Source organism: Pseudomonas sp. 18.1.10 (genome assembly GCF_024655625.1).
Lineage (GTDB): Bacteria > Pseudomonadota > Gammaproteobacteria > Pseudomonadales > Pseudomonadaceae > Aquipseudomonas.
The window spans coordinates 1-6,134 of sequence record NZ_JANLGL010000276.1 but is presented as its reverse complement, the minus strand read 5'-3'; the positions used below and the strand labels follow the sequence as shown (position 1 = coordinate 6,134).

Annotated in this window: 4 protein-coding genes; all 4 read right to left on the bottom strand. The window is 62.9% G+C overall.

The genetic code is table 11. From position 1 onward, the window contains the following. Nucleotides 1-61: 61 nt before the first annotated feature. Genes NUV89_RS26745 through glyA form a run of 4 tightly spaced genes read right to left on the bottom strand, consistent with a single transcriptional unit; the run spans nucleotide 62 to nucleotide 5,920 of the window. A complete protein-coding gene (locus tag NUV89_RS26745; protein ID WP_257783680.1) occupies nucleotides 62-3,079 on the bottom strand; it encodes a sarcosine oxidase subunit alpha in 3,018 nt (1,005 codons plus the stop codon). Then, nucleotides 3,076-3,378, bottom strand: a complete 303-nt coding sequence (locus NUV89_RS26740) for a sarcosine oxidase subunit delta (RefSeq protein ID WP_017738445.1) — start codon at nucleotides 3,376-3,378, stop codon at nucleotides 3,076-3,078. The genes NUV89_RS26745 and NUV89_RS26740 overlap by 4 nt, the downstream gene beginning before the upstream one ends. Nucleotides 3,379-3,393: 15 nt before the next feature. Further along, nucleotides 3,394-4,644: a sarcosine oxidase subunit beta gene (locus NUV89_RS26735; protein ID WP_010207084.1), complete on the bottom strand. Its 1,251-nt coding sequence runs from the start codon at nucleotides 4,642-4,644 to the stop codon at nucleotides 3,394-3,396. Nucleotides 4,645-4,666: 22 nt separating this feature from the next. Continuing rightward, nucleotides 4,667-5,920 (bottom strand): serine hydroxymethyltransferase, encoded by a 1,254-nt coding sequence (gene glyA / locus NUV89_RS26730; protein ID WP_017738444.1) that lies wholly within the window; start codon nucleotides 5,918-5,920, stop codon nucleotides 4,667-4,669. Nucleotides 5,921-6,134 lie beyond the last annotated feature (214 nt).

Here is a 6,134-nt window from a genome sequence, read left to right as displayed (position 1 = left end):
ACATTTAGAATGCATTCCCCTGTGGGAGCGGGCTTGCTCGCGAAGGCCGCGACTCGGTTTATCAGATGTTCTGGCGATCGCCTTTCGGGTCAAAGAACACCGAAGACACAATCTCCGCCTCGATCACACTGCCATCCGCTTGCGGTGAAAACACCCGCTCACCAATGCGCTTCAAGCCGCCCTTCACCACGCCCATCGCAAACGAATAGCCGAGGGAGTTGTGGGCATAACTTGAGGTCACGTGACCGACCATCTTCATCGGAATCGACTGCTTCGGATCGAACACCAACTGCGCGCCTTCCGGCAGCCACACTTTCGGATCGACCGGCTTCAAGCCCACCAGTTGCTTGCGCTCTTCACGCACGCAGTCTTCACGGTTCATGCCGCGCCAGCCGATCCACGAGAACGGCTTGGTACGCCCCACGCACCAACCCATGTTCAGGTCGTCCGGGGTCATCGAGCCGTCAGTATCCTGGCCAACGATGATGAAACCCTTCTCGGCCCGCAATACGTGCATGGTTTCGGTGCCGTACGGGGTCAGGTTGTACTTCTTGCCGGCGTCGACGATTTTTTCCAGCACGCCCATGGCGTAGTCGGCCTGCACGTTGACTTCGTACGACAGCTCACCGGTAAACGAGATCCGGAACACCCGCGCCGGTACGCCGCCCACCAGGCCTTCTTTCCAGGTCATGAACGGGAAGCCGTCCTTGTCCAGGTCGATGTCGGTGACTTCCGCCAGCAGCTTGCGGCTGTTGGGGCCGGACAGGGTCATGGTGGCCCAGTGGTCGGTGACCGAGGTGAAGTACACCTTGAGGTCTGGCCACTCGGTCTGTTGGTAGATTTCCAGCCACTGCAACACGCGGGCCGCGCCGCCGGTGGTGGTGGTCATGAGGAAGTGGTTGTCGGCGAGGCAGGCAGTCACGCCGTCGTCGAAGACCATGCCGTCTTCCTTGCACATCAAACCGTAGCGCGCCTTGCCCACGTCGAGCTTGGTCCAGGCGTTGGTGTAGATGCGGTTGAGGAACTCGCGGGCATCCGGGCCCTGGATGTCGATCTTGCCCAGGGTGGACGCATCTAGCAGGCCCACGCTGTCGCGCACGGCCAGGCATTCGCGTTTCACCGCGGCGTGCAGGTCTTCACCGTTACGCGGGAAGTACCACGGGCGTTTCCACTGGCCGACGTCTTCAAACTCGGCGCCGTTCTTCACGTGCCAGGCTTGCAGCGCGGTGTAGCGCACGGGCTCGAAGATGTGCCCACAGTGACGACCGGCGACCGCACCGAAAGTCACCGGCGTGTAGTTCGGGCGGAACATGGTGGTGCCCATCTGCGGGATGGTCACGTTCAACGAACGGGCGGCAATCGCCAGGCCGTTGACGTTGCCCAGCTTGCCCTGGTCGGTGCCGAAGCCCAGCGCGGTGTAGCGTTTGACGTGCTCGACCGACTCGAAACCTTCGCGGGTCGCCAGTTCGATGGCGGCGGCGGTCACGTCGTTTTGCAGGTCGACGAATTGCTTCGGTGCCCGTGCGGTTGGTTTGTCGTGGGGCACTTGGTAGATCGCCAGGGTCGGCTCTTCCAAGCGGCTCAGGGCTTTTGGCAGAGTGCCTTCCACTGGCGCAAAACCGGCTTCACTGGCGGCGCGCACGCCACCTTCAAAACCATCGGCCAGGGAATCGCCGAGGCCGTAGACGCCATTGATGCCACCCACGCACACACGTTTCTGCGGGGCTTCGCCCGGTACAAAACCGAGGATGTCTTCACGCCAGGTCGGCTTGCCGCCCAGGTGCGAAGCCAAGTGGACCACCGGGCTGTAGCCGCCGGAGCTGGCCACCAGGTCGCAGTCCAGCCACTCGCCGGGGCTGGTGACTTTATGCGCCTTGACGTCAATCGCAGCGACGCGGGCAGCGGTCACGCGCTTGGTGCCACGGGCTTCGACCACGGCGCTGCCGGTGAGGATACGAATGCCTTTGGCGCGGGCTTCTTCAACCAATGCGCCGCGTGGGTTGTGGCGCACATCGGCCACGGCGACCACGTGCAGGCCCGCATCCAACCAATCCAGCGCAACGCGGTAGGCGTGGTCGTTGTTGGTCGACAGCACCAGCTTCTTGCCCGGTGCCACGCCGTAGCGACGCACGTAGGTCGAAACCGCACCGGCGAGCATGTTGCCCGGCACGTCGTTGTTGCCGTACACCAGTGGACGTTCGCACGCACCGGTCGCCAGCACCACACGCTTGGCGCGCACACGGTGGATACGCTGGCGCACCACACCAATCGGCGCACGGTCACCGAGGTGGTCGGTGAGGCGTTCGTGAATGGTCAGGAAGTTATGGTCGTGGTAGCCGTTGACGGTGGCGCGGGGCAACAGCACCACGTCCGGCAGGGCTTTCAATTCAGCAATGACGCTGGCGACCCACTCAGTGGCCGGCTTGCCGTCAAGGCTTTCACGGGAATCCAGCAGCGAGCCACCGAACTCTTCCTGCTCGTCGGCGATGATCACGCGGGCACCGCTGCGTGCAGCCGCCAGGGCAGCCGCCAAACCCGCAGGGCCTGCGCCGACCACCAGCACGTCGCAGTGACGGTTGAAGTTGTCGTAGGTGTCCGGGTCGTTCTCGGTCGGCGAGCGGCCAAGGCCGGCAGCCTTGCGGATGTACTTCTCGTAGGTCATCCAGAACGATTGCGGGTACATGAAGGTTTTGTAGTAGAAACCCGGCGGCATCAGCTTGCCGCCAACCTTGCCAAGAATGCCCATCACGTCGGTGTTGACGTTCGGCCAGCCGTTGGTGCTGGTGGCGACCAGGCCTTGGTACAGCGCCTGTTGCGTGGCGCGCACGTTGGGGATCTGGGTGGCTTCGGTGGCGCCGATCTGCAGCACCGCGTTCGGCTCTTCGGCGCCGGCGGCGAAAATGCCGCGCGGACGCGAGTACTTGAAGCTGCGGCCGATGATATCGACGCCGTTGGCCAATAGGGCTGCGGCGAGGGTGTCGCCTTCGAAGCCCTTGTAGGTCTGGCCGTTGAAGGTAAACGTCAGGACTTTATTACGGTCGATCCGGCCACCGTTGGACAGGCGATTGGTCTGGCTCATACCTTCTCTCCAGAGGCCTTGGCGGTGAATTGTGGCTTCTCACCGATCTTGTAGGTTTCAAGAATTTCGTAGGTCAGGGTGTCGCGGGTCGCGTTGAAGTACTGGCGGCAACCGGCGGCGTGAATCCACAGCTCGTGGTGCAGGCCGCGCGGGTTGTCGCGGAAGAACATGTAGTCGCCCCACTGCTCATCGGTGCAGGTATTCGGGTCCAGCGGGCGCGGGATGTGCGCTTGGCCGGACGCGTGGAATTCCTCTTCGGAGCGCAGTTCGCCACAGTGAGGACAGAAGATATGCAACATAGGAAATTTCTCCTGTTAGTGGGCGACGGCCGCAGCGCCGTGTTCGTCGATCAACGCACCGTTGTGGAAACGGTCGATGGAGAAAGGTGCCGCCAACGGGTGCATTTCACCCTTGGCCAGGCTGGCGGCAAACACGTTGCCTGAGCCCGGTGTGGCCTTGAAGCCACCGGTGCCCCAACCGCAGTTGAAGAACATGTTCGGTACCGGGGTCTTGGAGATGATCGGGCACGCATCCGGCGTGGTGTCGACGATGCCGCCCCACTGGCGGTTCATGCGCACCCGTGACAGCACCGGGAACATCTCGACGATGGCCTGGATGGTGTGCTCGATCACCGGGTACGAGCCGCGCTGGCCGTAGCCGTTGTAGCCGTCGATGCCGGCGCCGATCACCAGGTCGCCCTTGTCGGACTGGCTGATGTAACCGTGCACGGCGTTGGACATGATGACGCTGTCGATAATCGGCTTGATCGGCTCCGACACCAACGCTTGCAGCGGGTGGGATTCGATCGGTAGGCGGAAGCCGGCGAGTGAAGCCATGTGCCCGGAGTTACCGGCCGTGACCACACCGACGCGCTTGGCGCCGATAAAGCCCTTGTTGGTTTCCACGCCGATGCACACGCCGTTTTCCTTGCGAAAGCCGATCACTTCGGTCTGCTGGATCAAGTCCACGCCGAGGGCGTCGGCAGCCCGGGCAAAGCCCCAGGCCACGGCATCGTGACGGGCCACACCGCCGCGCCGTTGCACGGTGGCGCCAAGGACCGGGTAGCGGGTGTTCTTCGAGCAATCGAGGTACGGGATCTCGTCCGCAACCTGCTTGGCGTTGAGCAGCTCGCCGTCCACGCCGTTGAGGCGGTTGGCACTCACGCGGCGTTCGGAATCACGGATGTCTTGCAGGGTGTGGCACAGGTTGTACACGCCACGCTGGGAGAACATCACGTTGTAGTTCAGGTCCTGGGACAGGCCTTCCCACAGTTTCATCGCGTGTTCGTACAGGTGCGCCGACTCGTCCCACAGGTAGTTGGAACGCACGATGGTGGTGTTGCGCGCGGTGTTACCGCCGCCCAGCCAGCCTTTCTCGACCACGGCCACGTTGGTGATGCCGTGCTCCTTGGCCAGGTAGTAGGCGGTCGCCAGACCATGCCCGCCGCCGCCGACGATGACCACGTCGTAGACCTTCTTGGGTGTGGGCGTGCGCCACATCTTCTGCCAGTTTTCGTGGTGGCTGAGGGAGTGCTTGAAGAGGCCGAAGCCCGAGTAGCGTTGCATAGTCATTACTCCAAAACCGCGCTCAGCGATAAACCGGGAAATCAGCGCACAGGGCAGACACGTGCTTGGCCACGTTGGCCTCGACGTCGGCGTCGCCGAGGTTGTCGAGGATGTCGCAGATCCAGCCAGCCAGTTCGATGCATTGCGGCACTTTGAAACCACGGGTGGTCACCGCCGGGGTGCCGATGCGCAGGCCCGAGGTCACGAACGGCGACTGCGGGTCATTCGGCACGGCGTTCTTGTTGACGGTGATGTGGGCGCGACCGAGGGCGGCGTCCGCCTCTTTGCCGGTGAGACCCTGACGGATCAGGCTGACCAGGAACAGGTGGTTATCGGTACCGCCGGACACCACGTCATACCCGCGCTTGATGAACACCTCGGCCATGGCCTGGGCGTTGTCGATCACTTGCTGCTGGTACGCCTTGAAGCCTGGCTCCAGCGCTTCCTTGAAGCACACGGCCTTGCCGGCGATGACGTGCATCAGCGGGCCGCCCTGGGCGCCGGGGAACACGGCCGCGTTGAGTTTCTTTTCGATTTCTTCGTTGGCCTTGGCCAGGATCAGGCCGCCCCGCGGACCGCGCAGGGTCTTGTGGGTGGTGGTGGTGACCACATCGGCGTAGGGCAGCGGGTTCGGGTACAGGCCAGCGGCAACCAGGCCGGCGACGTGGGCCATGTCGACGAACAACAACGCGCCCACCTTGTCGGCGATCTGACGGAAGCGTGGGAAATCCAGGGTCTTGGAGTAGGCAGAGAAACCGGCCACGACCATTTTCGGCTTGTGCTCGACGGCCAGGCGCTCGACTTCGTCGTAGTCGATCAGGCCGGTGTCGGTGTTGATGCCGTATTGCACCGCGTTGTACAGCTTGCCCGAGGACGAAACCTTGGCGCCGTGGGTCAGGTGACCGCCGTGGGCCAGGCTCATGCCCAGGATGGTGTCGCCCGCATTGATAAGCGCCAGGTACACGGCGCTGTTGGCGGACGAACCGGAGTGCGGCTGCACGTTGGCGTAATCGGCGCCGAACAGTTGCTTGGCGCGCTCGATGGCCAGGGCTTCGACTTTATCCACATGCTCGCAGCCACCGTAGTAGCGCTTGCCCGGGTAGCCTTCGGCGTATTTGTTGGTGAGGCCGCTGCCTTGCGCTTCCATCACACGTTTGCTGGTGTAGTTCTCTGACGCGATCAGCTCGATATGATCTTCTTGGCGCTGCTCCTCGGCGTTCATGGCCGCCAGCAGTGCATCGTCATATCCCTGGATCTGGTCTTGTTTGCTGAACATCGCGTCTCTCCCAGCCTTTCGTATTGTTGAGGCCCGGTGCAGGGCCCTTTGATGCGATGGTAGGGCTGGCGCTGGTAGATCAAATGCCTACGCACGCCACGCAAAGGTGCGTTTACGACATTGCCGGAATATTGTGCACCGCCCCCTGTGGGAGCTGGCTTGCCTGCGATGGCATCGCCTCGGTGCAACTGACACACCGAGGTGCCTGCATCGC